This window comes from Halorarius halobius (assembly GCF_024298865.1).
Taxonomy (GTDB): Archaea; Halobacteriota; Halobacteria; order Halobacteriales; family Haloarculaceae; genus Halorarius; species Halorarius halobius.
On the sequence record NZ_CP101162.1, the window covers coordinates 188,627 to 214,612 of the forward strand.

General features: G+C 59.6%; 31 protein-coding genes. 15 read left to right on the forward strand and 16 right to left on the reverse strand.

Annotation, left to right across the window (positions count from 1 at the left end):
* Window positions 1-81 precede the first annotated feature (81 nt).
* Window positions 82-855 (forward strand): hypothetical protein, encoded by a 774-nt coding sequence (locus NL112_RS20645; protein WP_255152705.1) that lies wholly within the window; start codon window positions 82-84, stop codon window positions 853-855.
* A 142-nt stretch (window positions 856-997) separates the two neighbouring features.
* Here NL112_RS20645 and NL112_RS20650 read toward each other — a convergent pair whose 3' ends face one another.
* Window positions 998-1,147: a hypothetical protein gene (locus tag NL112_RS20650; protein WP_255152706.1), complete on the reverse strand. Its 150-nt coding sequence runs from the start codon at window positions 1,145-1,147 to the stop codon at window positions 998-1,000.
* Window positions 1,148-1,471: 324 nt separating this feature from the next.
* Here NL112_RS20650 and NL112_RS23060 point away from each other — a divergent pair, with 324 nt between their 5' ends.
* Together NL112_RS23060 and NL112_RS20660 are read left to right on the forward strand one after the other, a co-directional pair.
* Window positions 1,472-1,726 carry a DUF8129 domain-containing protein gene (locus NL112_RS23060; RefSeq protein WP_491543653.1) on the forward strand — a complete coding sequence of 85 codons (255 nt, stop codon included), beginning with the start codon at window positions 1,472-1,474 and terminating at the stop codon, window positions 1,724-1,726.
* A gap of 37 nt (window positions 1,727-1,763) precedes the next feature.
* Window positions 1,764-2,339 carry a hypothetical protein gene (locus NL112_RS20660; protein WP_255152708.1) on the forward strand — a complete coding sequence of 192 codons (576 nt, stop codon included), beginning with the start codon at window positions 1,764-1,766 and terminating at the stop codon, window positions 2,337-2,339.
* Window positions 2,340-2,383: 44 nt separating this feature from the next.
* Here NL112_RS20660 and NL112_RS20665 read toward each other — a convergent pair whose 3' ends face one another.
* The gene (locus NL112_RS20665; protein ID WP_255152711.1) at window positions 2,384-2,944 is read right to left on the reverse strand and encodes a TATA-box-binding protein; all 561 of its coding nucleotides are present in this window, start codon (window positions 2,942-2,944) and stop codon (window positions 2,384-2,386) included.
* 75 nt (window positions 2,945-3,019) lie between these two features.
* Entirely contained in the window at window positions 3,020-3,187 is a 168-nt protein-coding gene (locus tag NL112_RS20670; protein WP_255152713.1) for a DUF1931 domain-containing protein, read from the reverse strand.
* A 127-nt stretch (window positions 3,188-3,314) separates the two neighbouring features.
* Here NL112_RS20670 and NL112_RS20675 point away from each other — a divergent pair, with 127 nt between their 5' ends.
* A complete protein-coding gene (locus tag NL112_RS20675; protein ID WP_255152715.1) occupies window positions 3,315-3,608 on the forward strand; it encodes a PadR family transcriptional regulator in 294 nt (97 codons plus the stop codon).
* 76 nt (window positions 3,609-3,684) lie between these two features.
* On the opposite strand, the gene NL112_RS20680 is transcribed toward NL112_RS20675, so the two are convergent.
* Together NL112_RS20680 and NL112_RS20685 are read right to left on the reverse strand one after the other, a co-directional pair.
* Entirely contained in the window at window positions 3,685-3,888 is a 204-nt protein-coding gene (locus tag NL112_RS20680) for a heavy-metal-associated domain-containing protein (protein ID WP_255152717.1), read from the reverse strand.
* A gap of 77 nt (window positions 3,889-3,965) precedes the next feature.
* Window positions 3,966-4,511, reverse strand: a complete 546-nt coding sequence (locus NL112_RS20685) for an ArsR/SmtB family transcription factor (RefSeq protein ID WP_255152718.1) — start codon at window positions 4,509-4,511, stop codon at window positions 3,966-3,968.
* A 107-nt stretch (window positions 4,512-4,618) separates the two neighbouring features.
* Between NL112_RS20685 and NL112_RS20690 the strand changes: the two genes are divergently transcribed.
* Window positions 4,619-7,204 (forward strand): heavy metal translocating P-type ATPase, encoded by a 2,586-nt coding sequence (locus NL112_RS20690; RefSeq protein ID WP_255152719.1) that lies wholly within the window; start codon window positions 4,619-4,621, stop codon window positions 7,202-7,204.
* Between the two features lie 373 nt (window positions 7,205-7,577).
* Here the strand turns inward: NL112_RS20690 and NL112_RS20695 are convergent, their stop codons facing one another.
* Together NL112_RS20695 and NL112_RS20700 are read right to left on the reverse strand one after the other, a co-directional pair.
* Window positions 7,578-9,512 (reverse strand): aconitate hydratase, encoded by a 1,935-nt coding sequence (locus tag NL112_RS20695; protein WP_255152720.1) that lies wholly within the window; start codon window positions 9,510-9,512, stop codon window positions 7,578-7,580.
* 81 nt (window positions 9,513-9,593) lie between these two features.
* A complete protein-coding gene (locus NL112_RS20700; RefSeq protein ID WP_434084205.1) occupies window positions 9,594-9,923 on the reverse strand; it encodes an SDR family NAD(P)-dependent oxidoreductase in 330 nt (109 codons plus the stop codon).
* Window positions 9,924-10,082: 159 nt separating this feature from the next.
* On the opposite strand from NL112_RS20700, the gene NL112_RS20705 reads away from it, so the two are divergent.
* Window positions 10,083-10,499 (forward strand): CoA-binding protein, encoded by a 417-nt coding sequence (locus NL112_RS20705; RefSeq protein WP_255152721.1) that lies wholly within the window; start codon window positions 10,083-10,085, stop codon window positions 10,497-10,499.
* Window positions 10,500-10,610: 111 nt separating this feature from the next.
* On the opposite strand, the gene NL112_RS20710 is transcribed toward NL112_RS20705, so the two are convergent.
* On the reverse strand, window positions 10,611-11,078 hold the full coding sequence (locus NL112_RS20710) for a cupin domain-containing protein (RefSeq protein WP_255152722.1): 468 nt from the start codon (window positions 11,076-11,078) through the stop codon (window positions 10,611-10,613).
* On the opposite strand from NL112_RS20710, the gene NL112_RS20715 reads away from it, so the two are divergent.
* The 4 genes from NL112_RS20715 to NL112_RS20725 all read left to right on the forward strand — a co-directional run bounded on the left by NL112_RS20715 (window position 11,077) and on the right by NL112_RS20725 (window position 13,516).
* The gene (locus tag NL112_RS20715) at window positions 11,077-11,316 is read left to right on the forward strand and encodes a hypothetical protein (RefSeq protein WP_255152723.1); all 240 of its coding nucleotides are present in this window, start codon (window positions 11,077-11,079) and stop codon (window positions 11,314-11,316) included. The two genes, NL112_RS20710 and NL112_RS20715, sit on opposite strands and share 2 nt — an antisense overlap.
* A gap of 200 nt (window positions 11,317-11,516) precedes the next feature.
* Entirely contained in the window at window positions 11,517-12,101 is a 585-nt protein-coding gene (locus NL112_RS20720; protein ID WP_255152724.1) for a histidine kinase, read from the forward strand.
* A gap of 222 nt (window positions 12,102-12,323) precedes the next feature.
* Window positions 12,324-12,482, forward strand: a complete 159-nt coding sequence (locus NL112_RS23000; protein ID WP_434084206.1) for a DUF7559 family protein — start codon at window positions 12,324-12,326, stop codon at window positions 12,480-12,482.
* A gap of 185 nt (window positions 12,483-12,667) precedes the next feature.
* On the forward strand, window positions 12,668-13,516 hold the full coding sequence (locus tag NL112_RS20725) for a hypothetical protein (protein WP_255152725.1): 849 nt from the start codon (window positions 12,668-12,670) through the stop codon (window positions 13,514-13,516).
* A gap of 77 nt (window positions 13,517-13,593) precedes the next feature.
* On the opposite strand, the gene NL112_RS20730 is transcribed toward NL112_RS20725, so the two are convergent.
* From NL112_RS20730 to NL112_RS20760, 7 genes are all read right to left on the reverse strand, one after another.
* On the reverse strand, window positions 13,594-14,109 hold the full coding sequence (locus NL112_RS20730) for a redoxin domain-containing protein (protein ID WP_255152726.1): 516 nt from the start codon (window positions 14,107-14,109) through the stop codon (window positions 13,594-13,596).
* A 3-nt stretch (window positions 14,110-14,112) separates the two neighbouring features.
* The gene (locus NL112_RS20735; protein WP_255152727.1) at window positions 14,113-14,388 is read right to left on the reverse strand and encodes a glutathione S-transferase N-terminal domain-containing protein; all 276 of its coding nucleotides are present in this window, start codon (window positions 14,386-14,388) and stop codon (window positions 14,113-14,115) included.
* Window positions 14,385-14,957 carry a redoxin domain-containing protein gene (locus NL112_RS20740; RefSeq protein WP_255152729.1) on the reverse strand — a complete coding sequence of 191 codons (573 nt, stop codon included), beginning with the start codon at window positions 14,955-14,957 and terminating at the stop codon, window positions 14,385-14,387. Before NL112_RS20740 ends, NL112_RS20735 begins: the two co-directional genes overlap by 4 nt.
* A gap of 70 nt (window positions 14,958-15,027) precedes the next feature.
* Entirely contained in the window at window positions 15,028-15,663 is a 636-nt protein-coding gene (locus NL112_RS20745; protein WP_255152730.1) for a DsbA family oxidoreductase, read from the reverse strand.
* A 50-nt stretch (window positions 15,664-15,713) separates the two neighbouring features.
* Entirely contained in the window at window positions 15,714-17,300 is a 1,587-nt protein-coding gene (locus NL112_RS20750) for an acetolactate synthase large subunit (protein WP_255152732.1), read from the reverse strand.
* Window positions 17,297-18,697: an NAD-dependent succinate-semialdehyde dehydrogenase gene (locus tag NL112_RS20755; protein WP_255152733.1), complete on the reverse strand. Its 1,401-nt coding sequence runs from the start codon at window positions 18,695-18,697 to the stop codon at window positions 17,297-17,299. Before NL112_RS20755 ends, NL112_RS20750 begins: the two co-directional genes overlap by 4 nt.
* A gap of 278 nt (window positions 18,698-18,975) precedes the next feature.
* Window positions 18,976-19,998: a succinylglutamate desuccinylase/aspartoacylase family protein gene (locus NL112_RS20760; protein WP_255152735.1), complete on the reverse strand. Its 1,023-nt coding sequence runs from the start codon at window positions 19,996-19,998 to the stop codon at window positions 18,976-18,978.
* 115 nt (window positions 19,999-20,113) lie between these two features.
* Here NL112_RS20760 and NL112_RS20765 point away from each other — a divergent pair, with 115 nt between their 5' ends.
* From NL112_RS20765 to NL112_RS20785, 5 genes are all read left to right on the forward strand, one after another.
* Entirely contained in the window at window positions 20,114-21,499 is a 1,386-nt protein-coding gene (locus tag NL112_RS20765) for a putative ATP-dependent zinc protease (protein WP_255152738.1), read from the forward strand.
* Window positions 21,500-21,541: 42 nt separating this feature from the next.
* Window positions 21,542-21,910 (forward strand): hypothetical protein, encoded by a 369-nt coding sequence (locus NL112_RS20770; protein WP_255152740.1) that lies wholly within the window; start codon window positions 21,542-21,544, stop codon window positions 21,908-21,910.
* Window positions 21,911-21,969: 59 nt separating this feature from the next.
* On the forward strand, window positions 21,970-22,569 hold the full coding sequence (locus tag NL112_RS20775; protein WP_255152742.1) for a helix-turn-helix domain-containing protein: 600 nt from the start codon (window positions 21,970-21,972) through the stop codon (window positions 22,567-22,569).
* Between the two features lie 108 nt (window positions 22,570-22,677).
* Complete coding sequence (locus tag NL112_RS20780; RefSeq protein ID WP_255152745.1) at window positions 22,678-24,039, forward strand: dihydrolipoyl dehydrogenase family protein; 1,362 nt, start codon at window positions 22,678-22,680, stop codon at window positions 24,037-24,039.
* Between the two features lie 128 nt (window positions 24,040-24,167).
* Window positions 24,168-24,986, forward strand: coding sequence for a hypothetical protein (locus tag NL112_RS20785; RefSeq protein ID WP_255152747.1), 819 nt, complete (start codon window positions 24,168-24,170; stop codon window positions 24,984-24,986).
* A gap of 189 nt (window positions 24,987-25,175) precedes the next feature.
* Here NL112_RS20785 and NL112_RS20790 read toward each other — a convergent pair whose 3' ends face one another.
* Window positions 25,176-25,934 (reverse strand): iron-sulfur cluster assembly protein, encoded by a 759-nt coding sequence (locus NL112_RS20790; RefSeq protein WP_255152748.1) that lies wholly within the window; start codon window positions 25,932-25,934, stop codon window positions 25,176-25,178.
* Window positions 25,935-25,986 lie beyond the last annotated feature (52 nt).

Below are 25,986 nucleotides of genomic sequence, written 5' to 3' on the forward strand. Positions count from 1 at the left end.
GTCGGGCCAACGCACAGTTGCGTTTCGCGCACCCTCTGAAATTTCTTAGTGGATGGCCGCTGAGGAGGAAGTAGACGAGATATGTCCTCGCGTCGTCGGCACCGCACACATCACCCGCACCAGCATCTGAGTCGATTCCAGCGACGCAGGTGGCGGCGGCGAGACGTTCTCGCGGCAGTCTCCTCAGCCACACTGGTATCGCTGGCGGGCTGTGCAAGTATCCTCGGTCAGCCAGAACCGGAGAGCGGTGTCCCGGCTGTTAGCGCCGGTGACGGAGAGGGGAGCGGTCCCGGTGGCCCGAGTTCGGGACGTACGACCGACACGGCAGACCCGGCGGCGACCCCCGGTGATGGGGAGCAGGATGAGACCAGCCGAGAGCCGTCAGAACGCAGCGGCAAGGTTATCGATGGTCCCGTCGATAGCCCCCCGACCAACGAGCATCCCTGGGTCGACGATCCTGCTGACGGGCTGGGATTGGCTGACGTGACTCTCACTCTTGGCACGGACCGGACTCGGGATTTCCTCGGGACAGAGCCCGACGAACTCTCGATTACCGTCGCCGGCGACCGATTCACCGTCCACGGGCGAGGCCACCTCGAGTGGGACTGTGATGGATTCGCGCTCGCCCACGTCCTCGTCGACGACCGAACGGCCGAGGTGTACGTCGAAGCCACTCCCAACGACGCGTGTCGAACCAGCGACAACGACGAAGGGCGAGGGCCGTGGGTCACCCCCTTCACCGTGACCGGGCGCTTCATAGGTGGACGGCCGGACGCGCTGGAGGTTCACCTCGAGGGACAGTACATCAAGGGTGACGGTCCCCGGGGAGGAGCGTACGCGAGGACGAAACTGTGAGTGTGACCGAAAGGATGGTCGAGATGGGAGAGAGATTCAGCAACGACGCCGCAGTCGTGCGAAATTTATCATCTCGAATGGAGCGGGGAAGCTGGCGGTTCTGCAACGCCAGTTCCCTCACCACCTCATGCCAACCGACGATTCACGACCGTCCGATCACGAACCGACAGACGAGCATCCACGACTCGATCTCTCTATCCACCGCCAGGCAGTCTTCGGGACTGAGGGACTGGAGGTCGAGACGGGTGCGGTCGAGACTACGCTCACCGATCACGGCATCGAGGTCGGCCATCAGCGGTCGACCCGACTCAATATCCCCACGAGCGAGAGCTTCGTCGACGACCGGCCGCAAACGAGCGACAGCAGTGTGGACGCTAGTGAGCAGGAGCCGTTGTTCGCCTCGCCGAACCCAGGCCAGCGGACACTCGACGGTCGCGACGCGTCGATGGTACCGCTGTTCGGTGATCGGTCCAACCGTCGATCGGATACTGCCCAGGAGTGAGTGTCGATGGGATTCCAGTCCACGATGGCTCCAGTCGGCCGAGTTACCCCACCAACGGTATTTGAATCTCATTTGTGGGGTAACCGCCGGTCCGAACCGGGCCAGTAGCCCCCCATGTCCGAACGTCCATCCCAGTCGGTTCTGGAGGCGCTCCCCCCTGCGACGCTCCTTGAGACGGACAACCGACGGCTCATCCGGGGCGGGGTTGCCTGTATGCACGACGTCGAGACGGTCCGGGAGTACGTCGGCTACGAAAACCAGCATCAACGCCGGCGCTGGGTCCTCCGGATGCTCGCCGACCGCGCCGCAACGCTCCGTGAAACAGACGCTGAGGGCTCTACACCCCAGAGGCAGACTCATAATCCGTGAAGACGAATCTGAGTTATACAACGGAGGATAACGACCGATGGCAACGCATCCCCCCAGTAGCGGCGGCCGTGACTTCGTGACGATCTTCAAGACCGGCTCAGTCGATCGCGACGACTACCCCGAGCTCACCGAGCACCTGCTCGAAGGCCGAACGCAGCTCGCCTCGGAGACTGGCTACCTGATGAAATTCGGCGACGTTTCACACCGCGGCTTAACCCCGTTCGACGTGGCCTCGCTACACGATGTCCCGGCATACCCACTGCCGCACCCCGCATTGGAGTCACTCCCAGCGCACGTTCGAGCCGACCTAGAGCAGGATGGCGCCGTCCAGATGTTCGCCTCCTACGACCGCGAGAGCCACCAGTTCGAGGATGTCGTGCTCGCCTGGGAAGAACAGGAGTTCCTCGAACGGATTGCCGAACTCATCGCCGGTGACCTCTCGCTCCACGAAGCCGTCGACTGGACCGTTGTCGAGGAGGCCGGGCGCTACACCGTTGCTCAGTGGGCCGATATCCGGGGTGTGACCGAAGATGCCGTCCGATCGAACATTAATTCCGCCCGTGAGAAGCTGCTTGCAGAGGAGGACCGTGAACCGACCGGAGAACCTGCGTGAGTATTCCCGGTTGAAACTCGCAGACAATCGTCTTAGGACCCCAACTAAGCCAACAGTCCGAGTTCATCGAGTTGGTCCTCAATCACCTCCAGTGCCCGTTGTGCATCGTCAAGTTGCTTCCCGCCAGTGATGACGAGCTTGCCACTACCGAAGAGAAGTGCGACGACGTCCGGATCGTCAAGCCGATAGACGAGCCCCGGAAACTGTTCGGGTTCGTATTCGATGTTCTCAAGTCCTATACCGATAGCGATCGCATTCAAATTGAGTGTGTGGTCGAGGTCCCCACTCGATACAATGTTCTGAATTTCAATCTCTGGTGAGGCAGCGACATCGACGCCCAATTCACGGAGCTCGTCGAAGACGTATTCCAGCGCGGTCGTCACGTCGTCGACGCTTTTTGCGCCCGTACAGACGACTTTCCCCGAGCGGAAGATGAGGGCTGCAGCCTTTGGGTCGTGCATCCGATACACGAGGCCAGGGAAGTTATCGGGATCGTAGTCCGTGGCTCCTAAGTCCTCAGACAGCGTTTCGAGATCGAGTTCTTGACCGATATCGGACGATGCAACCACGTTCTCGACTTGAATTGACTCCGTTGTGACACTCATAGGTGTACCTTCCAGTCACGATCCTCTTAAAACAGGGAGTGAATTCGAGCGGTGGGATGGTACGTTCCGAGCGACCTAGAGATCGCGAGGCTGGACAGTTTTCCGGTCGTTCGTCTCGGCTCGACGGGCTGCATCTTCGAGTACCTCTGTGACTTCGTCGTCAAGCGCCTCGTAGAAATCCGCCGAGACGTTGTGGTCGTTGAGCGCTTCTTTCACGGCCGATTTGACGATCAGGTCTGCCATACGCAGCGGCTGTTCTCCCGTCCTCTGTATAAACATACAGGTATCTGATTCGGCGTCTGTGGGGTGTTAATGCCCTCTGAGGGGCAACAGACGTATGGCCCAGCGATACGTATCAGTACGCAGGACGATGCCTGACCTGACCGGCTTCCAGCGCGACCTCCTGTACGTAATCGCTGGACTCGACGAGCCCCACGGCCTCGCCATCAAGGAGGAGCTCGAGGACTACTACGAGAAAGAGATCCATCACGGCCGACTCTACCCGAATCTCGACACGCTCGTCGAGAAAGGACTCGTCGAGAAGGGCGAGAAAGACCGGCGGACGAACGTCTACACGCTCACTCGTCGCGGCCGCCGTGAAATCGAGGCTCGTCGTGAGTGGGAACACCAGTACGTCGAGCCCGCCGAATCTGCACCCGCGTAGATACTCTCCGGCAGGCGGTCCGGGTCATCGAACGAACCTCTTGCTCATTCTGTGGTGAACGTCGCTTCCGACTCTATCAGGCTGGGAGATCGTAGCCGGCGTCGTGAATCGCCTGTCTGACGTCGGATTCAGTCCCTTCATCGGCGGTGATCGCTACCTCACCAGTTTCGTGATCAGCGTCGACGCGGTGGACTCCCTCAACCTGGCGGACCGCGTTCGAGACTGTCTCTTCACAGCCCGTGCAGGACATTCCCTCGACCGTGAGCTCGTATTGCTCCATACTCACGATGAGATTGGAGTGGCTGAGTGGTATGTCTTACGGGGAATATTGTACCAGTACAATCTCAATAGTTCTGGTCAGTCGAGAAGTGCGTCGAGATCACCGTCCTCGCTCAGGTCAGTGACCGTTCGGTTGAGTAACTCCCGGATAATGAACTCCTCGTAGTGCTGGGTCTTGCAGTACTCACAGGGTTTCATCTCGCGGGCAACCGCTTCGATCTCGTCGCCGTGCTCTGCAAGGAGGTCGGCGATGACAGCGTGGAGGTCGTCGCGGAGTTGGACGCTCGCCTCCTCAAGACGGTCTTCGGCATCGTCTGGAAGTTCATAGGAGAACACGCGGGTGTTCGATTTGTAGTACTTCCGCGTGCCGCCACCGGCTTCTTCGAGCCGAGCGATCTCGACCATCCCCGCATCTCTGAGCACGTTGACGTGGTGGCGGACGGTTGTCTCCGCTTTCTGGTCGCCCCGCCGGTCGAGTTCCGTGTGAATCTCCTTGATCGTCAGTTCCTCATCGGCGAGCATGTCCAGAATTTTCGCCCGCACGTCCTGTTCCAGTGCTTTGGCCTTCTCTGGGTCGGTCGTAATGACGTTCCGGACGGGAACGTCTTCCTTGAGGAGACTCATTACGAAGGGGTAGTTGGTCTATCCCCATAAGACTAGCGAGAATTGGATTAAACCGGTACAAACTTCGTCATAATGGTTAAGGATGTCCCGACCATAGATTCGTGCACATGGCAGCCACGCAGGTCCAGTACAACGTCGGCGGGATGAGCTGCTCGTTCTGCGCCGAGACGATCAACAAGGCGTTAGAACGCACTGATGGGGTCGAAGACGCCAACGTCAGCATCGCGCACGAAGAGGTGCTGATCCAGTACGACGACGATGTCGTCTCCGATGTCGACCTGCGGGACACGCTACGCGACCTCGGGTACACGATCCGGGACCCCGATAAGGAGAAACGCTTCGCACAACAGCAGGAAGAACTCGAGGACGGCAGGCGACGACTCCTCATCAGCGGAATCGCATCCATCCTCTCCCTGGTACTGATGGGGATTATGGTCGCGCGCAACGGCTGGAACATCTTCGCCGAGACCGACCAGCAGTGGATGTGGTACGGGTCACTCGCACTTGCGCTCGTCACGATGTTCGGGCCAGGCATCTACATCAAAAAGAAGGCCTACAACAGTCTACGACGGGGCATCTTCAACCAACACGTCCTCCTGGAGGCGGGTGCATTTGCTGGCCTCGCAGGTGGCTTCCTCGGCTGGTTCGTCTTTACCGGATCGGGCTTTCCCGTTGTGCACTTTTTCATCGTCGCGACGTTCATCACCACCTACCACATCCTCTCCGAATACACGAGCCTCATCGTCCGGACGCGCGCTTCGCGGGCGGTCAACGACCTCATGGATCTCCAGCCCGACACCGCCCGCCGCGTCACCGAGGACGGTGACGTCGAGGAGGTCGATGTCGACGACCTCGAGGTGGGTGACCACGTCCGTGTCAAGCCCGGCGAAAACCTGCCGATCGATGGCGAAGTCATCGACGGTGAGAGCGCGGTCGACGAATCCGTCGCGACCGGCGAGTCCACGCCGATCGACAAGCAGCCCGGCGACGAGGTGATCGGCGGCAGCGTCAACGAGACTGGCACGCTGCTGATCGAGGTGACCGCGACCGGCGAGGACGCGTTCCTCAATCAGGTCGCCCAGCAGATCGAGGAGGCCCGTGCGATGAAGCCCGGGATCGTCCAGCTCGCCGACCGCGTCCTGAAATACTTCGTGCCGGGCGTGCTCTCGATTGCGGCTGCCGCGTTCGGCTTCTGGCTAGTGGTCCCGGCTGTGTTCCCGGGGACCGTTCTCGGGAGCGGCCCGCAAGTCGAAACCGCCGTGTTCGCTGCCATCTCTGCGCTCGTGCTCGGGTACCCGTGTGCGCTCGGGATGGCGACGCCGCTTGCACTCATCCGTGGTGGGGGTGAAGCTGCTCGACATGGGATCCTGATGCGTTCTGGGGACGCCTTCCAGGTGTACGGTGACGTCGACACGATCGTCCTCGACAAGACGGGGACGATCACCGAGGGCGAACCTGCCGTCGACACCGTCGTCGGAATCGATGCACACGCCGAGGTCGAGATCCTCCGGATGGCGGCGAGTGCGGAGGCGTTCTCGGAGCACCCGCTTGCCGACGCTATCCTCGACTATGCTGACAAGCAAAACGTCAGCTTCCCCGATCCAGAGACGTTCGACTCGGTCACGGGCAAGGGTGTTACGGCAACTGTTGATGGCAACGAGGTGCTCGTCGGGAAACCTGGCTGGCTCGACGAGGAGGGCGTCGATCTGGGTGCCGGCGAGGACGCGATCGAGGACCTCCAACGTCGCGGGCTGACGACGATCGGCGTCGTTGTCGATGGCGAACTCGTCGGGCTAGTCGGGATCGGCGATGAGGTCAAGGCCGATGCTGAGGACACCATTCAGCGGATCAAAGATGCAGGGATAGCGCCGGTGATGATCACGGGCGACAACGAACGCACCGCCCAGGCGGTGGCTGACGAGGTCGGAATCGACCGGGTGATGGCTGAGGTACTTCCTGACGACAAGCGGGATGAAATCCGCCGTCTCCAGGAAGAGGAAGGCGAGCGCGTGGCGATGGTCGGAGATGGGATCAACGATGCACCTGCACTGACGCAGGCCGACATCGGCATCGCCATCGGTGCGGGGACGGACATTGCCATCGAGAGTGCGGACATCGTCCTGATGGGCGACCGCCTCGGTGGAGTGATGGACGCCTACGAGATCGCTCAGACGAGCTACAAGAAGACCCGTCAGAACCTGCTTGGAGCGTTCAGCTTCAACGGGATCGGTGTCGCGGCCGCGACGACGGGGCTGGTTCATCCCGTGTTTGCGATGCTCGCGATGGTCGCCTCGGTGTCGGCGGTATTGGCCAACAGTTTCGCCGGCCAACTGCTCTCCGGAGAGGGCATCAAGACCGACTTCTCGGTCGACGGCGTGGGCGGTGAGGAGCCGACGGAAGCCGAGACGGCCGAGGAGACAGCGATGGAGTCCGAGAACGAAGCTGCCGATGGCGAGAAGCCGGCCCGCGAGACGGTGGTGTTCGACGTCGACCTGCACTGTGGCGGCTGTGAAGACCGAGTCACGGACGCGCTGGACGAACGCGATGGCGTCCGAGAAGTCCGTGCCGACGCCGACGAGCAACACGTCGAGATCACGTTTAACCCCCACCAGATCAGCACCGAAACGCTCCGGCAAACGATCAGCGACCTCGGCTATGCTGTCGATAAAATCGAGCCAACACCGACGCCCTAGTAGCTGCTAGCGCTGGATCGAAATGGTGGTCTTCCTAATGCCGATCGGGGGCCCCGTCGAGGAAATGATCCACCATCGCGATGAATGTAGACGCAAACCCCGTTCCCGAACTCCAGAAGGCCGTCTCCCGCTGGATGCCAGGCAATTCTTCGTCACCGACATACTATGTAGGACCGTCTCGTGATCGACCAGTAGCATCCGCCCCATGTGATCATGGTTGGCCATGTGTTCATGGGGTCCCCTCACCGTGATGGCGTCGTCCTCACTAACCCTCGTTCCGAAATGTTCTCTTCTGTCATGCCGAACCAAAAACCGTTGATTCAGGGTTGCAAACCACTGCCTTCTTTGATAACCAGCCACTCTGGATAGAGCCTCACGCCTTATAATCCTCGATTAATCCGCCCTGCAGGACGATCTCGACCTGGCGCGGGTTCAAACTATGCTCGGCCTGGAACGTCGTGTCCTGCGTGGCGTTTCGCACGGTGACCTCGTGACCGTTCTGTATCTCCTCACGAATCGCGGGAAGTTCGAGGGTATCGCCTTGGTCGATGGCTTCGTAGTCGGCTCGGTCGACAAATTCGAGCGGCACGATACCGAAGTTCACGAGATTTTGCCAGTGAATGCGAGCATAGCTGACAGCCAGCGCAGCCCGCATCCCTAGATAGTAGGGCGCTAGGGCTGCATGCTCGCGTGAACTCCCCTGCCCGTAGTTCGACCCGCCGACGACTAGCCACGGCGCTCCCTGCTTCTGGGCTCGCTTGTAGAATCCCTGCTCAACCTGGTCGAATACCCACTCGCTGATCTTCGGGATGTTCGACCGGTACGGAAGCACCTCCGAGCCGGCGGGCATGATCTCGTCGGTCGACACGTCGTCGCCGACCTTCATCAGCACGGGACCGGCGATAGCGTCCGGGACGCGTTCGAAATCTGGCAAGGATTTTACGTTGGGGCCCTTTTCCAGCTCGCCACCGGGGGTCTCGGGGGGAGCGCTCAGCGCCGTCTCATCCACGATGATTTCCTCGGGCTCGGTCCAGCCTGGGTACTCGATATCGTGCGTTTCCTCGAGGGTTCGTGGATCCGTGATCTCACCTGTGAGCGCGCTTGCAGCCGCGGTCTCAGGGCTGCACAGGAACACGCTGTCTTCGCGGGTGCCGGTACGTCCGGGGAAGTTCCGCGGGACCGTTCGCAGGCTGTTTTGGCCAGAGGCCGGCGCCTGGCCCATCCCGATGCACCCGTTGCACCCGGCCTGGTGGATGCGGGCACCGCTCGCGATCAGCTTGCGGAGATAGCCCATCTCCGTCAAGTTCTCAAGCATCTGTCGAGAGGTTGGGTTCACATCGAAACTGATCTCGGATGGAATCCGTTGTCCATCGACGATCATCGCCGGAACCGCGAAGTCGCGAAGCCCCGGGTTCGCGCTGGATCCTATGTAGGCCTGGTAGATGTCCTCGCCCTGTACGTCCGCGACCGGAACGACGTTACCGGGACTGGAGGGTTTGGCGATCAGCGGTTCTATCTCATCGAGGTGAATCGTCTCCGTCACGTGGTACTCGGCGTCATCCTCGGGCTGCAACGTCTGAAACGCTTCCCTGCGTTGTTGCCGTGAGAGGAACCGCTTGACGGCGTCGTCGGCGGGGAACACGGTGCTGGTGGCACCCAATTCGGTACCCATGTTCGCGATCACGTGGCGGTCCATCGCAGTCAGGGTTTCCAAGCCAGGTCCGTAGTACTCGATGACGCGCCCGACGCCACCGTCGACATCGTGACGTCGCAGCATCTCGAGGATCACGTCCTTGGCGCTGCACCAGTCTGGGAGTTCGCCGTGCAACTCGACGCCCCACACCTCGGGCATATTCACGTGGTAGGGTTCGCCGGCCATCGCCATCGCCACGTCGAGGCCGCCAGATCCGATCGCCAGCATGCCCATCGCACCAGCGGCTGGCGTGTGTGAATCCGATCCGAGTAATGTCTTGCCCGGCACGCCAAACCGCTCCTGGTGGACGGGGTGCGAAACGCCGTTGCCGGCGGGCGAGAACCAGATGCCCCACTTCTCGCAGGCGCTTCTCAAAAACAGGTGATCGTCGGGATTCTTGTTGTCCTCCTGAATCAGGTTGTGGTCCACGTACTGCGCGGAGAGTTCACTTTCGAGGTGTTCGACCTCCATAGCTTCGAGTTCGAGCATGACCATCGTGCCGGTGGCGTCTTGGGTCAGCGTCTGATCGATCTCCAGCGCGATCTCTTCGCCCGGTTCCATCTGCCCTTCAACTAGGTGATCTTCGATGAGTTTCTCCGTTACAGTCCCAGGCATAGTCGGAAATACGACGAGACTCCCCTTTGTTCTTGGGCTGCTATGCGAGGACGAGAATGCTCTTACGAATTAGCGCACGGTCTAGTTCAGCACCTCCACAGGAGTGTCGGCATCGAGAGCCTGATCCATCAGCCCGTTCCACGACGCCGCGCTGGCGTGATTGACGAGGACATCGATGGGGTCGAACGCATCTCTGACGGTTTTGAATCTCTCCCGGATTTCCTCAACGCTGGTGAGATCGGTTGGAACAGCGAGTCCCTCTCCCGGGTCTGGTAGGTCGACCGCGAGTTCCTCGATGGACTCCGTCGAACGTGCGAACAGGGCGACGCGACACCCCTCAGACGCGAATTTTCTGGCAAGTGACTCACCGAGTCCGGGCCCCACGCCGGCGATTACTGCGATACGTGCCACAGTAACACATCCATGTGAGTTCTAAAACGGTGATGGTGCACATCAACAGCCAGAGGGCACCTGTGAATGAGCGGTGATATCGAATAGGGCTCTGTCGCATGAGCCGTCGCTGGTTGGATACGGCGAGGGCCTTTTCGTCCTTGGCATCCTACGAATCGTATGCCTGTTGAGACTGATGCTGAAGTCCGAGAGATACTCGGAAAAAAGACGGTCGCTGTCGTCGGGTGTTCATCGACCCCGGGAAAGGACGCTCATGAAATCCCGAAATATCTCCAGGCACAGGGGTACGAGATCATCCCGGTCAATCCCAACGCAGATACTGTCTTGGGACGATCTGCCTACGATTCACTCTCCGATGTCGAGGAAGAGATCGATATCGTGGACGTCTTTCGACCCAGTGCCGAAGTCGCAGGAATCGTGGACGAGGCGCTTGCGCGCGACGACGTTGAGGTCATTTGGCTCCAACTCGGTATTCACGACGACGAGGCTGTCGCTCGGGCGGAAGCAGCCGGGCTGCGCGTCGTCCAGAATCGGTGTATGAAACCCGAACATCAGCGTCTGATCGCGTCTGCCTGATCGAGTGTCCGCCACGAATTGATGGAGCCGCGACGCGGACAGTCTTCGCGATCTGCTGTGGCTGTCTTGATGCCGACTTAATCTGGTGATCCTGGCGAGGATACGGAGGCTTCACTCGAAACGAGCGGTCTCTGTTCCACATTCCAGACATCGCGTGATTTTCACTGTACCGTTCTCGCTCCGTTCGATTGTATTGGGCGTGCGTTCCCTGCATGATTCACATGCACGACGAATCTCTGACTTCCCCGCTTCTTGCGGTGCTCCAATAGCGAGTGCGATAACTCGTTCATTACCCTTGTTGATCCCTTGCTGATACTCTCCAGGTGCAAACCGTATCACCTCGTCTGGTCCAACAGACACGAACCCCTCTTCGGTTTCGAAGGTGACTTGGCCCTCTTGGATGACAAACACTTCTTCCTGCTTTTCATGCATGTGATACCCGTATGCGAAGCTATCGCCCGGTGCGAGTTCGTAGTAGTTCAGTGCCACGTTCATGGCGTTTACCGCATCGGTCAACGGCCGCTGGACAGTGGCTGAATCGACGCGTTCGTCGATTTCGTCAATCCGTATCTTATCCATGACCGAAGCGATGGCCAAGACGCACAAAATACTATCTGGCCGTCCAGAACGATCGGGTCAGTACACTAGGGTCAAGGTTGGAGCGGTGGTGGCCAATATATGGATTCAGGAGCTGTCGACCAGTCCATTCGTGATATCGACGAATTGGGTCGTGTTGATACCCGTAAGGGCAAACGTGGCTGTAACCGCACAATCAGAGAAGATAAGATTCCACGGGGAACTGGTAGCAGAAACCTGACCGGAATTCCGACTGTGATCCCTCCTGATAGGGGTCACCGGGCTGTAACCGACTGAGTTGAAGGTTGTCCTAGGATGATATTGGAGATCGTCGTATCTCCGGTAGTCGAGCCAGCCCGGCCCATCCATGCTACATTCGCTCCCACCGATGCAAGGAATACCGTTGCGGGTAGCCATCCGTTCTCGAGGGAGTAGCGCGTTGTGGCTGCAGGGTGGTTTTCTAACGACGCACTTCCCGTTACTATTCTGGCCACAGAATACCCGGAACTCCTCGTCGAAGCCAGAACTATGAGCGTAAACAACGACCACGACCAGGGTATCGGAGACGAAACAGCAACTCCGTTCGAGGCAACGTGGGCGTGGAAAGGTGGTGGGATCGCCGGCTTCCTCGCCACGGTGGTAATGGGTACAGTCATTAGCGTTATGCACCTACCGACGTTGCAGCTCGCCATTGCCGGTCTCTACGGACAATCTGGGAATCTTATTGCCGGCTGGGTCGCCCATTTGGTGCACGGAACACTATTCGGGATGATTTTCGCCCTCCTGCTGTCAGCCCCCGGGCTGTACCGAGTTACTGAGTGGTACTGGAAAACGATCGTTGCCGGCATCGTCTTCGGGATGATGCTCGCGGTGGTCGGTGCGGGGATCATCATGCCCATCTGGTTGGGGGTTACCGGGTTCTCCACGCCCCCTCCAATCCCGAACGTTACCACGCCGCTACTTCTCTGGCATCTGATCTACGGGCTCGTACTCGGTGGTCTATTCCCGGTATTGGAAGATAATTAGAAGGAACTGTTTTCATACGTCTACCTCGGATCGAACACCCAATACGACCCCATAGCCGAAGCTGGACACGTCTTTTCAGATAGATCGACTTCGGTGAGCAACTAGTAACCCGGTTACTATTACGTTAGTACAGGTGTAATCCTGCAGTGGACTGTTAGCACGGAACAATAGATTACTGCCGCGAGCCCCTGATTTATTTGAGCGCTCACGTAACAGGGGACTATGCCTGCGACACTTGAAATTGCGTGCGAAAACGGTGATTGTGAACTGGATATGGCCGAACTCCACTACACGTATGATATGCCTGACGATGTCACAGTCGACGATTTCCAGTGTCCCTACTGTAGGCAGTCAGACTCCTTACGGGAAATCGAACCCTGAACCGAGGGAGGGATTATAGCAAGGTTCCCAACGTTTGTATGTGGCGGTGAGGCGCAAGTACTCTAGTGACTGTCTCGTAAGTTTCCAGTTCGTGACTCCGTCACCTATCAGTTGTCTTAATCCTATGCCCCTTGCGTGTAAATGTCTATCAGTCCTCGGACGCGCGTTTGAGGACTCGAAAAACTATGAACCGACGGAACACCCTCAAAGCGCTCGGATCGATCGGTGTAGCGGCCACAGCCAGCTTGGGCACCGCAAGTGCTTCGAAAGGCGGTGATGGAAACGATGAAAGCCCGAAAAACCCGGGGCGAGTCAACGCATATAACGGTCGGAAAACCCTCGCCACGCCTGATCTTGGCGGGTTCGACCACGTACTCGTCTACCTGGCGGAACCGAAGATCGAAGGTGAGTGGGACGGCGTTGAGAAAGCCGAACACTTCCAACGTGAGATCATGGATCGGACGACTGACGAGATTATGGCAAATCGGCGGACGGCTGAAACGTTCTACGAAGAGCGATTTGGCATCGAGTTAGAATCGTTCGACGGCGAAGACGAACTGTTCGAACCGAAGACGACAGACGACGGGAAGGCAGTGTTGAACCCAGCCTATCAAGATCCAGATGTCGGGTATCATGCGTACGTGGTTTCGGGTAGAGGAATGCCGAACCCATACGACGAGGACGCTACGAACCGCGACGAGATGCGAACCGGGAAAGTCCGGGATGGCGGCTGGCACGTCACGATCAGAGAGCCGATGACGCTGCATGGCACCTACGGCGGGGAGGAAGGGGTTGAGATCGATGCGCCATCGCTTCTCGCTTTCGGCAATTATAATATCAAAATGGGCGATCAGGAGGCGCCGATCGTGTTGGATTTCAAATCTGCTGATCCGATCCTAGTTTATCTCGATGGTCCTAAGGCTTTCAATTGCGACTTGTCCCACGACGACTGGGGTGCAGGTGCTGCCCGCGGCGTCATCGGGCTTCCCGGTGGCGCTATTCGGAACGTGCTCACATTCCCTGCGAACAGGTGAACGACGGCGGTACCACCGCTCTCCGTTTTTCAGTTCTACAACCGGAGATGCCATCCACAGAACGAACCACCATCAGCTCAGAGGCCAGCGAGTTCGTCCTCGATCTCATCGTAATCAGGGAACTCCGGCCACTCCTGTGCAACCCAGGCGTACTCGATCGTCCGGTTTTCGTTCAGGAGAAACACGGCGGGCCGTGGCTCACTGATGCCGGTCATCCCGTCGAGGTCGTTGACGATCCCATACTCCTCGGCGGCGCCGTTCTGTGGGTCGCTGAACAGCCGATAGTCCATCTCTCGCTCTTCGATGAACGTTTTGTGCTCGTACGGTGTCGAAATCGAGAGTCCGACGATTGTGACGTCGTACTCGTCGTCCCACGCACGGTCACGCAGCTCGTTCCAGATGTACGTCGCCGGGAAGTCCCCGTCCATCGTGTAGAATATGAGGAGGACCGGCCCGTCGGCGGTGAGCTCCGATAGGGCAACGTCCTCCCAGTACTCGTCGTTCACCAAGGGGCGGACGAAATCGGGTGCCTGCTCATCTTCCGTGGGGTGGTCCGACTCGTCGAGTTCGACGACATCGAAGCCGAGGTCCATCCGCTATGCCTCCGCTCCGTAGGTGTTGTCGAGGTATTCGACGATGTTGGCGCTCTCGGACATCGTCACACCGGTGTTCTCGTCGACGATCGCCGGCACGGTGCGCTTGCCGCTGATGCGCTTGACGACGTCACGCTCGGAGTGCATCGCCTCGACAAAGCGCGACCGATAGTTGAGGTCGTACTCGTCGAGCTTGCGAACGACACGCTCGCAGAACGGACATGCTTGAAGTCGGTACAAGGTTATCGCCGGGTCGTCGGTGGATGGTGATTCGCTCATGAGTTCAGCCGTTGATTGTATCGAGTTGGGTTGGATTGGGTCGATTCACAGGTAAGTACTGCGCTGTCAGCAGTCTCCGAGAGCTGACGGACCTCCTCGAGGTGTTTATCGATCGACGGCCAGTCCGATGGCGACGTTCCCTCGTGGATGTCGGTTACGATCGGATCGTCGCCCCGGACGTCGATGACGAGTGCTTCGGGCATCCGTCCGATCATGTCGTGGAGATTCCCATGGACACCGAACTGGGACAGATGGTCGAGGGCGTCGCCCAGTTCTTTCGCCGGGTCCGCGAGGAGGGGGAGCGGGAGGTTATAGGACTCCTGCCAGGTGCGGGCTCGATCCAGCGGCTCTGGGAGGACGGAGACGACGAGTGCGTTCTCGGCTTCGAACTCGTCGTACCGTGCGGTGATGTCCTGAACTTGCTGGCGACACTGTCGGCAATGGTAATCACGCTGGAGCAACAGGACAACTGCCTCGATATTAGGGTCAGAGGGGGCGTCCTCGAGGCGGAACGAAGACGTCCCAGCACCGGCGTTCTCCAGTTCGAACCTCGAAACGTTCACTGACATTATCTCTGATTTGTGGGAGCCGTGGGTACACAGCGGAGTGCGAGACGCAAACCCAACTGCAGTAGATGGGTCACGTTTCCTCGACGAGTCGTTCCAAGTGTTCGGGCGGAACTGCTCCTCGAGCACCGTACCCGTCGTAGACGAACGTCGGAACGCCTGTGACTCCGTCTTGCTGGGCTTCGGTGAACTGATCCCGGAGACGGTCGCGGAGGTCCTCGTTCGCGATTGCCGTTCGAATCTCGTCGCCGTCCAATCCAGTGTTTTCTGCAATCTCGACCAAAACGTCGACATCGCTAATGTCCCGCCCATCGATCCACAGCGCTTCGAAGATCGCTTCGTCGAAGGCGAGCCACTGCTCGGGATACTCGGTATTTACGTAGAACGAGGCGACCTGTGCCTCGAACGAATCCACGTTTTCCGGAAGGTCGTCGAGGTCAAGCATCTCGTCTGCGTCGTACTCGTCTTTCAGCCGGGTGACGTTCTGGCGCACCTGGTCGAAATACGCCTCGTCTTTGCCATCGTCGACCGAGTGATCGATCTCGCCATCGGGGCCTCGTTTTTGACTCCGAAGATCGAACGGCTGCCAGTCAATTTTGAGATCACGTTCCCGAGTCTCTTGATACTCTTCGAGGGAGCGTCGCCCGAGATAACAAAATGGACACACGTAATCGGAGTACACTGTGATGTGGTCGTCGTTCCGAGCCATCGCTCAACAGTATGTGGGCTAGCCGGAAAAGAACCGCAGTGAGTTCGAGGTTACTCTACTGGGATCTCGACGAGCGACATCTCATCTGTCAGGAGTGCATCCCGCAACGTCTCCTCGAGTTCGTCCCATTCTTCGGGGCGATACCCCTCGATACCGAAGCTCTCGGCGAGCGTCATGAAGTCGGGATTCGTGAGTCCCGTTCCGAACGATTCCCCGCGATGCGCGTGCTGCTTCTCTGAGATCAGCCCGTAATCGTCGTCGACGAAAAGGAGGATCGTATAGCCACACCCCACCCGCGTTGCGGTCTCGATCTCGGCACCGTTCATCAGGAATCCGCCGTCACCGGTCGCTGCGACGACCTCTGCGTCGGTCGCGAGATCGGCCGCGATCCCTCCCGGAACCGAAATTCCCATCGACGCCAGCCCGTTCGAAATAACGCACGTGTTGGGTTCGTAGGTGAGGAAGTTCTGTGCGATCTGCATCTTGTGGCTTCCGACGTCGGATATCAGGACGTCTTCATCATTCATCACTTCCCGTAACACCGGCAGTACCGTCCGGACGGTGAACGGATCATCTCCGGATGGGTCGGCGGCGACATCTTCGAGGATGTGGTCCCTGAGATCGCTGTACCACGTCTCGTCGAACTGCGTCTCGCTTTCGTTCATCCGCTCGGTGAGTTTCTCGAGTGCTGTCGAGAGATCACAGACGAGTTCGAGGTTCGGGTTGTACGCCTCGTACACCTCTGCTGGCTCGCTGTCGATGTGCACGATAACGGTGTCCGCGCCCTTGTTCCAGCCGGCCGGGTCGTGTTCGGCGATGTCGTATCCGACGGTGAGGATGAGGTCGGCCATCTCTATCGCGTCGGAGGCCTCCTGGTGATCGCCGGAGTCGAGGGTCAGCAACGACTGTGGTGATCGATCCGAGATCGCCCCTTTCCCGCTATACGTCGACGCGACGGGGATGCCGGTCGTCTCGACGAACTCGCGGAGCCGAGTCGTGGCGTCTGTCCGTACCGCTCCGTTCCCCGCGATGATCAGCGGCCGGTCGGCTTCTTCGAGGAACGCCTGGACTCGTTGGAGCAGGTCCGAGTCCGGAGATGCGAGTCGGACACGCTCACGAGCGTCCATTGGGGTGGTGTCGGTCTCCGACCCGGCGACGTCTTCGGGAAATTCGAGATGCGTCGCGCCGGGTTTCTCGTATTCGGCGACCTTGAACGCCTTCCGGATGGATTCGCTGATGATGTCAGGATCGTTGAGCTGCGTGTTCCACTTCGTGATCGGTCCGAACATGCCGACGATGTCGAGCGCCTGGTGGCTCTCCTGGTGCAGGCGCTCCAGTCCACCCTGTCCTGTGATCGCGACGAGAGGTGCTTTGTCCAGGTTCGCATCCGCGACGCCCGTCACGAGGTTCGTCGCACCGGGACCGAGCGTCCCGAGACAGACGCCTGCGTCCCCCGTGAGCCGGCCGTGGACGTTCGCCATGAACGCGGCTCCCTGCTCGTGTCGGACCGGGATGAACTCGATATCCGAGTCCCGAAGCGAAAAGAGCAGATCTTCGGTCTCTTCGCCAGGAACACCGAACACGTGCTCGACGCCTTCGCCCTCGAGACAGTGCACGAGCAGATCAGAGGCTTTCATTCGGTCGGTACCTCGTCGTCGTCACTCGTCTCCGCTTGCTGGCTCCATACCGTCTTGCGGTTGACGAACTCCTTGATCCCGGCTTCGGAGAGCTCACGGCCGTAGCCGGATTCGTTTACACCGCCGAACGGCACTCTCGGATCTGATTTCACGAGTTCGTTGATGTACGTACAGCCAGCGTCGATACGGCTGGCGACCCGCTCGCCGCAATCGAGGTCGTCCGTCCAGATGCTGGCTCCCAGACCGAACTCCGTGTCGTTCGCTTTCTCGACGGCGGCCTCCTCGTCGGGGACTCGGTAGACGGCAGCAACGGGACCGAACACCTCCTCGGCGTCGACGGGACAGCCCGGTGGAACGTCCGCGAGCACCGTTGGGGGATAGTACGGCTCATCGTCGTCGAGTGGTTCGCCACCCGTGAGTACCGTCGCGCCGGCGTCGACGCTCGCAGTCACCTGTTCGTGAATCCCCTCCATGAGGTCCTGTCGTGCCTGCGGTCCGACGTCCGTATCGTGGTCCATCGGGTCGCCGACAGTGAACGACTCGATCTCGGTGACGAACCGTTCAATGAACTCCTCGTAAACGGCATCGTGGACGACGAACCGTTTGGCCGCGATACAGGACTGGCCCCCGTTCAGGTTACGCGCCCATGCGCCGGTCGTCGCGGCAGCCTCGACATCCGCGTCATCGAGGACGACGTAGGGGTCACTTCCCCCGAGTTCGAGAACGGTCTTCTTGAGGTTCTCGCCGGCCGTGCCAGCGACCGCCCGTCCCGCCGGGCCGCTCCCGGTCAGCGTCGCTGCCTTCACACGGTCATCTGAGAGGACATCGTCGACACGGTCGGATGGGATCAGCAGTGACTGGAACGCACCCTCGGGATAGCCAGCGTCGCGGAACACCTCTTCGATAGCGAGCGCACATCCTGGCACGTTCGAGGCGTGTTTGAGAAGCCCGACATTGCCCGCCGTCAGGTAGGGGGCAGCGAATCGGAATACCTGCCAGAACGGGAAATTCCACGGCATCACCGCCAGGACGGGCCCGAGCGGTTCGTGAACTGTCTTCACGCTCGATCCCGGAGGGCTCGGATGCTGTTCGTCCTGCAAGTAACGTCCTGCGTGTTCGGCGTAGTGGTCACAGACCCACGCACACTTCTCGACTTCCGCCTCGGCCTGTGCGATCGGTTTGCCCATCTCTCGGGTCATCAGTTCCGCGTATTCCTCGGTTCGCTCCCGGAGCAGCGTTGCCACCGCTGCGAGTTTCGTTTCGCGTTCCGTCACGGGTCGCTCTCGCCACGATTCGAATGCCGTTTCAGCGTTCGACAGCCGATCGTCGACATCGGATTCGGTGTGTTCGTCGTACGTTTCGACCGTTTCTCCGGTCGCTGGATTGCTGCTTTTCATTTGTAGAGTATTGAATCGGTCTTGGTGCTCGTACGTTCACGTCCTACTCCGGTGCGGATCGGAACGGTTACCTTCGGTTTCGGACTGAAAGTAGTCGGGCCGAACGGATAATCCCACCGCGAACCGCGATTCAGTGTGGCTGGGTGCGTGACCATCGGTCGAGTTCGAAAGCGGCCTCCGGAGTAGACCGTCGAGTATTTCGGGTGTGGTCGGATGGTAGCCTCGAACGGGATGTCCCGAACATCGAGTTCCATCTCGACGGCGAGTTGCATGGTCTTTCACTCGTGGGTGTTCCCGGTTCGCTCTTCGATGATGTGTTCTTGCATTTCGCCGACCTTGATGAAATGACAGAGTGGATTTCCGGGATACACCACTGGATTTTCGAGTACGCCGGCGAGAAGTCCGGTAAACGGTGCCTCCACAGTCGTCTCCGCCGATTTGAATGGATTCGTGATCCGACAAATTGTCTCACCTTCGTGAACGAGGTCGCCTCGGTCGTAGAGCATCTCGACGATACCGCCGGCATCCGCCCGAAGCCATGTCTTTTCACTCCACCCATCGATGATGGTTCGCCACCCCGGCCAGCGAACTGTCTCCTGCTGATAGATACCGTACTCGGCAAAGACACTCCGTACGCCCTCAAGTGCGTGGTCGATCAACTCCCGCTCGAAGCGATGTGCCTCACCCATTTCGAGGGTAATCGTTGGAATCCCATCGTCCGTCGCCTCCCGACGAAGCATCCCCTCCGAGCCTTCGCCAGCCATGATGAGATTCGTCCCGAACGCGCGAGCGAGTCGCGCTGCTCCCTCGTCATCCATGTCGGCGCGGACGTGGAACATATTCGTCCGCCCGCGGGTCGACGTGTGGAAATCGAGACCGAAATCACAGGGTTCGATGAAATTGTGATAGATCTGGTAGGCGATCCGGTTCGAGCTCGTACTATCCTGTTTCCCTGGAAAGGCACGATTGAGGTCCCGTTCGTAGATCGGGAGATAGCGCTCCTGCGCGGTGAATCCCTGGACGTTCAACACTGGCAAACAGACGAGCGTTCCACAGACCTCTGAGTGATTCCACTCCTGTGCGACTTCCCGGACGACTTCGATGCCGTTGAGTTCATCGCCATGAATCGCAGCCGAAAGAAACGCGGTTGGTCCGGGTCGTGGCCCGTTGATAATCGTAACTGGGATACGAACTGGATCGCCGAGATAGGTTTCGCTCACTGAATACCGGAGTTCCTCAGTTTCGCCCGGCTCCACTCGGCCGCCATCAAAGGTGAACGCCTCTGCCTGTTGCGCGGTCATCAGTCCCTACGTGGTGGGTCCTATCGGCTTAAATCGAAAGAGCGGTTGTAACTGTGTTACACGCACGCAGAACCCGTAATGACGGCTATCCCCAATCAGTACCAGAGCAACGCTAATGACTGCCTCTTCCAATTCGCCCGGGCCAGAGGGTGCGACGGACTCGGCGCGGTCTTCAAGCATCGAGAGTGCACAGACCGCCGCGGGGACACAGCGGGTTGGCGTGTTGAGCCCCCACAACAGCAAGGAGACCAAAGCGATCCTGAATGCGGTTCGGGTGCTGGGGCACGAACCCGTCTGGATCCGCGACGAGAACATCACCTCGTGGATCGAGGACGGCACCGTCCAGCTCTCGCCACGCGTCGATGTCCTCGTGAACCGAATGCTCCTCACGAAGAGCGACCACCAACTCGAAGATCTCCAGCTGGCCGCACTCTACGAGGAGACGACACCCGTCGTGAACCCGCCCCAAGCCGTCGCGAACACGCTCCACAAGTATCGCGCCGGTGCGAAGCTCGCCGCAGCCGACCTTCCGGTTCCGGACGCCTATTTTGGTCGGTCATCGCGAACGTTCGAAGAGTGGCCGGAATACCTCCCAAACGACGCCGCGCACAAGCATACTATCGGGACCAACGGGCAGGACATGTCGATCGTCTCGCCGAACGAGCCCGTCAGCCCGATGATCAACGACGAACACTCCTTCGTCCAGGAATTTCTGGAGGATCCCGCTGACCGCCCGTCCGACGTTCGTGTGTACGTCGTCGGTGGAGAAATCGTCGGTGCGATGCGACGCCACGCTCCCGAGGGCGACTGGCGGACGAACGTCGCGGTTGGTGGCGAAGTCGAAGGGGTGACTGACGACCTCGATCAGAGACCGCGCCGTCTCGCCAAAGAAGCAACGAGCATCCTTGGATTGGATCTGGCTGGCGTCGACCTGATGCCCATCGAAGGCGAGTGGTACATCCTCGAAGTCAATGCCACTGCAGGATTCAAAGGTCTGTTTTCCGCGACAGGTGTCTCGGCGGCCCCACATATCGCTCGCCTTGCTATCGAGCGTGCGGGGGGCAGCGTCGAGACTTCACAGGTCGTCGAGCTGGAAGCGACGCTTGACGATTCCGTGCCCGATTGTAAACCGCCACTCGTCCAGGAGGAGGGCGACGACGGGGTCCTCGGGTACACGACTCGGATACGGATCAACGGCCGGGATGGCGCAGAACAAGCAGTCGCAAAGTCGGACACGGGAGCCAAACGAACGAGTATCGATACTGACCTTGCTGGTCGGATCGGTGTCGGTCCACTCGTCGGCACAACCCAAGTGCGGTCTGGGACGGGGAGCGAGACTGAGACACGACCGCTCGTCGACGTCAACCTCTGTCTGAACGGCCGTTGGCGGACAGTCACGGCCAGCATTACCGATCGGTCGGAGATGACCTATCCAGTTCTGCTCGGCCGGGACGTTCTCGAAGCATATACGCTGGATATTAGCCAAACTGTCGAAGAATGAGTACTATGAGTACGATGCACTCCACACCCCGCTATCGAAGTATTGAACCGCCACCGGCAGTGCGTAGTAAACAGCGAATCCGAGGATGTCAGAGATCACGAAATCGGTGGTCTCTGGCTGGGATATCCGACGATTAGAATGTCTGTAACGAGACGAACTGTCCTGGAACAGCTCGCTGCAGTAAGCGACGCTGAGCGACAGGAGACGACTACCATCGAAGCGCTTGCAGCTACGCTTGACGCCGATGAACACACAGTCGAATCGCATCTGCACGGCCTGGAAGCCTGTGAGCTGGCTCGAGTAGGTCCAAATGGGGATGTGCGGGTGACAATTACCGGTGAAGAACTCTTGGAGCTCGACACTGATGAGATGGTGATCGTCGACTCCGCAACGCCGAGCGCAGGGGTATGAGAGGACCGGTATTTATCGGCAGCCCGCGTAATTGTTCAACATATGGAGAGAGATAGCTAATGGCGAGAAACGAACCAAACCAGCCAGAAGAAAAAGAACCCGAAGAGGTGGCGTACAATCCGGAGTCAAGTCGATACGATCTCTACGAATGCCCCGACTGCGACAACGTCGTCCTCGCACTCGGTCGTGACGAACCGCCGATGTCCTGTCACGACAGGCCAATGGAGCGCGTGACAGACGTAGAGATGAGTGTCAAACCGCCGGATGTCAAACAGGTACTCCTCCAGGCATTCGGCCTTCCGAAAGCCGGCCTCGATATTTGTCTGTGTGTCATTGGTGAGGGGCCGCTGTCCGCAAACGAGGTCGCCGAGTCGTTGGGCTACGACCGGAGTACCGTCACCCGCTATCTCAATACACTCGTGGAACTGGGTCTGCTCCGGCGATCAGAGCTGAACCGTGAGGGAGGCGGCGTGGTCAACGTGTATCACTCGGTTGACCTCGAGCGGATGCGGCGTGAGACGCTCATCGGATTCTACGTTTGGGCCGGTGAAGCAGCCGCACTCATTGAGGACGCCAACGTGATGAAGCAGGACTATCACGATGAGAATCCCGACCAAGAGCTACCGGACGTGTTCTGGGACTCGTTTGGTGATGAATAAAACGAGTCGAGAATGTGGTTCGATTCCCCGCTCCGCTCTTCACCGCCCGTGTAATTTGCTTGAATTACCGCACGAAGTTCTTAGTCCCTGATTCGGTCTATACTACGTATGGCTGACTTCGATGTACTCGTTATCGGTGGCGGGACAGGCAACAACGTCGCTGCGGCCGCAGCGGACGCTGGGCTAGAGACAGCCCTCGTCGAACCAGGCCCGCTCGGTGGCACCTGTCTCAATCGAGGCTGCAATCCCTCGAAGATGCTTATCCAGGCCGCCAACGCAATCAATCACGTTCGGAACGCCGAACAGTTCCACGTAGACGCAAGCATAGAGGGGATCGATCACGCTGCCGTTGTCGACGAGATGGACGACCTGCTGGGCGGTATCGCCGAAGACATGGAAGCGCGGTATCGGGAGAAAGAGCACCTCACGCTGTTCAAGGAGCGAACGAAATTCGTCGACGAACGGACGGTCGAACTTGATGGCGAACCCGTCACCTCCGAGAAGGTCGTGGTCGCCACGGGGAGTCGTCCGATCGTGCCACCGATCGAGGGACTCGACGAGATCGACTACCTCACGAGCCAGGACGCTCTCTACCTCCGGGAACCACCGGAGAGTCTCGTCATCATGGGCGGCGGCTACATCGCCGTCGAACTCGGCTACGTGTTCGAGTCGCTGGGAACGGACGTGACCATCGTGGAGATGATGGATACGCTACTGCCGCGGGAGGACACGGCTGTCGCCGAGACGTTCACCGATATCGCAGCCGACCGCCACGATGTCTACACCGGCCACCGGGTGACAGCGGTTGAAGAGATCGAAGGCGGCCACGCCGTCCACGCGGAAACCGAGGCCGGCGACGAACTGACTGTCGAAGGAGACGAGGTACTGGTCGCGCTCGGACGCCGCCCCAACAGCGATACACTCGATCTCGACGCCGCAGGCATCGACGTCGACGACAACGGGTTCATCGAGACGAACGAATACCTAGAGACCTCCGCAGTGAACGTCTGGGCGCAGGGCGACATCGCAGGGAATGCGCTGTTCAAACACTCGGGAGACTACGAGACCCGCCACACGATTGCGAACGTCATCGACGGCGAGCAGCAAGCACTCGACCTCTCGGCAATGCCGCACACGATCTTCACCGAACCGCAGATCGCCGGCGTCGGCGCGACGGAAGACGCACTCGACGAGAAAGGGACGGAGTACGTGGTCGGGCAGGCGGAGTACAGCGACTCGGCGATGGGGCGAGCCAAGAAACTCGACCACGGCTTCGTGAAGGTTCTTGCAGCCCCTGATGGCGAGATTCTGGGTGCACACGCCATCGGATACGAGGCATCGACGTTGCTTCACGAGGCTATCCTCGCGATGCGGACAGGCGTGACCGTCGACGAAGTCGCGAACGCGATCCATGCCCACCCGACCCTGAGTAAGATCGTCGAGTCGGCGTTCCGGGACGTGACCGCGTAAACGAATTCGGCGTTCCAAAGGGACGGTCGCTAGCTATCGAGCCTACAGACGAACGACGAGAGCATCCTATCCTCTCTGAACTATGAGTCAGGAAACGACACAAGAGCGATTCGGGACGTTTGTCGACCTTGGGACAAACCCTGTTCTCACAGGAATTCTCGTACTCGACGGGCTACCTCACGGCGATATTGAACGGGTGTCTGTTCGCGCCGTCATTGCTCACGTTCTGGTTTGTCAACGGCGTCCTCGATTTTTCGACCGCGGTCGCAATCGGCGCGGTCGGAACGCCGGCCGGCCTCCAGGTGCGCCTGCTGGCCTACCTGCTTCTGGTGCCGACATTCCTGCTCGCGCGGGTGATTACCCACCTGCTCCACCCGACCCATCGAACACAGGTGCTCGCGGGCTCGTGTCCGAGTTCGCCGCTGATGAGCCTCGATTGGGTTAGCATGGGAATTCTCGCCACGGGACTACCGCTGGCGATTCAGAACTTCGGGCCCTGGTTCGGGATGAACGTGATCTTCCTCGTCGGCGTGTTCGTCCTCCCTCGGGTTCTCCCCGCCCACCTAGCCGGAGCGTTCAAACTGTTCGCGATCGTCCTGGGTGGGACAGTATTTCTCTACGCCAGTTACGGCGGTGTAGTGTCTATGGTTCCCCACCCATCGAGGGTACTCGGTCCCGTCGCAACGGTCACGCTCAGTGACGACACGACGCTATGGCTCTCCCGTCTGGTCAATAGCATCATGTTCGGTCCGATTCTCGTCGGCGCGTTCGGAGTCATCATGAACCACGTCCTGACGCGCCCGGAACTCACGGACATTCCGTTCGTTCGGCATACTCTGCCGCGGCGCGATCCCGACTTGGTCGTCGTGACAAGTGCAGCGTTCGGGACTGCATTCTATCTCGTTGTCGTCGCGGTAGCGACCGGCGAGCTCGTCTTTGTCCCATAGGAACCACGGATAGCTTCCAGCTGATCCCACTCGACGTCGACCTTGTCGGCTGGCAGCGGGCCTTCGCGCCGCTGGCACTCTTCTCCGCCGTTGGCGCGCTCTCGAGGCTCCACCTCAGAGGGTTGCCCGGCGCGTCGAAACTCGCGGGTGGCCGAACGGAGGCTGTATCCTCAGAGAGCCGCTACTGGATCACTCGAAGTCGACGTCGTTCCGGGATTTATGGAGCGATTCACAGATCGCTCCCTGGCCCTCGATGTTCGCGGCAGCGAGCCGTGCGTCACGGACAATCGATTCGAACGACTTCGGGTCCGAAGACAGCGTCTCGCCCTCGCGGTCAGCGAACAGAGGATCGTTGTCGTCGGTGACGAGACCTGTCGCTCGAGCCTTTTCGAGATATTCGGCTAGCGGGTCGCGCGCGACGGTTACCGTCAGTGCACCGTTCTGGATGGTCACAGCCGCCTGGTCCGAACTGAAATCGAGATCGACGTCGGCCCGCGTCAGCGGCGCGATCTGATCGGGGTCGAGTCCGGCTTGCTGGAGCGTCGTGAGCGCGCTGTGTTGGCGGGCGAATCGGGCCTTCTCGTCGAGTTTCCGGCGGACGGCCTCGATACCGTCTTCGGCGTCTTCGAACACCGATTCGAAGGAGCGACGCTGGTTGACGCCGGTCGTGATCTCGTCGCCGTGCATATGGTCCAAGAGACGGACGGTGACGGACGTGGCACCGGAGAGTTCCGCAACTTCGTCTCGGATACCCGTCGCCATCATCCACGCGAAGGCAGGCGAACACCAGGCCGTCGGAAGCACGAATGCGACGGTTACTGCACCGTGGTCGATCTCGATCGATTCGACGTACTGGAGTTCGACGATAGAGCGGTCCAGTTCAGGGTCGTGGACGTGGTCGAGACGCTCGCGGATGGCGTCGAGATCGACCGACTTGTCGGTGGTCACCGAGCAGCTGGCGATCTCCGAGTGGTTCGTCAAGCCCGATGGATCCGGCGGA